Source organism: Novosphingobium sp. B-7 (genome assembly GCF_000410615.1).
In the GTDB taxonomy this organism is placed as follows: Bacteria; Pseudomonadota; Alphaproteobacteria; order Sphingomonadales; family Sphingomonadaceae; genus Novosphingobium; species Novosphingobium capsulatum.
In genome coordinates this window covers 1-337 of the sequence record NZ_KE148439.1, presented here as the reverse complement: position 1 = coordinate 337, position 337 = coordinate 1, and the positions used below count along the sequence as shown (strand labels likewise).

Annotated in this window: 1 protein-coding gene; it reads right to left on the bottom strand. The window is 73.0% G+C overall.

What is annotated here, in order from left to right; translation table 11 throughout:
• Window positions 1-337 (bottom strand): FecR domain-containing protein (locus H926_RS29045; RefSeq protein WP_022677762.1); only part of this gene is annotated, 337 nt, incomplete at both ends.

Genomic DNA, 337 nt, shown 5'->3' with positions numbered 1-337 from the left:
CGATCGCCCCGCGCGCCAGGATCACCGCCGTCTGCCCGGCGCGCCGCGCCACGGAAAACAGCGTGCCGCGATCGACCACGCGCACGTCCCCCGCCGTCACCGCAAACGGGCGTCGCTCGTGCTTCACGTCAAACGTGCCTTCGCCATCAAGCGCAACCGACCGGCCCAGCAGGGTGGCGCGCATCGTCACCGCGCTCCCCGGCGTCAGCCACACCCGGCTGCCATCGGCCAGGGCAAAGCTGGCAGTGCGATCAGCCGGCGCTGCCAGATGCTGCTCGTGCACGGTCAAAGTCCAGGCGGCCACGGCAGCCAGGGCGGCGCAGGCCGCGCCCAGCAC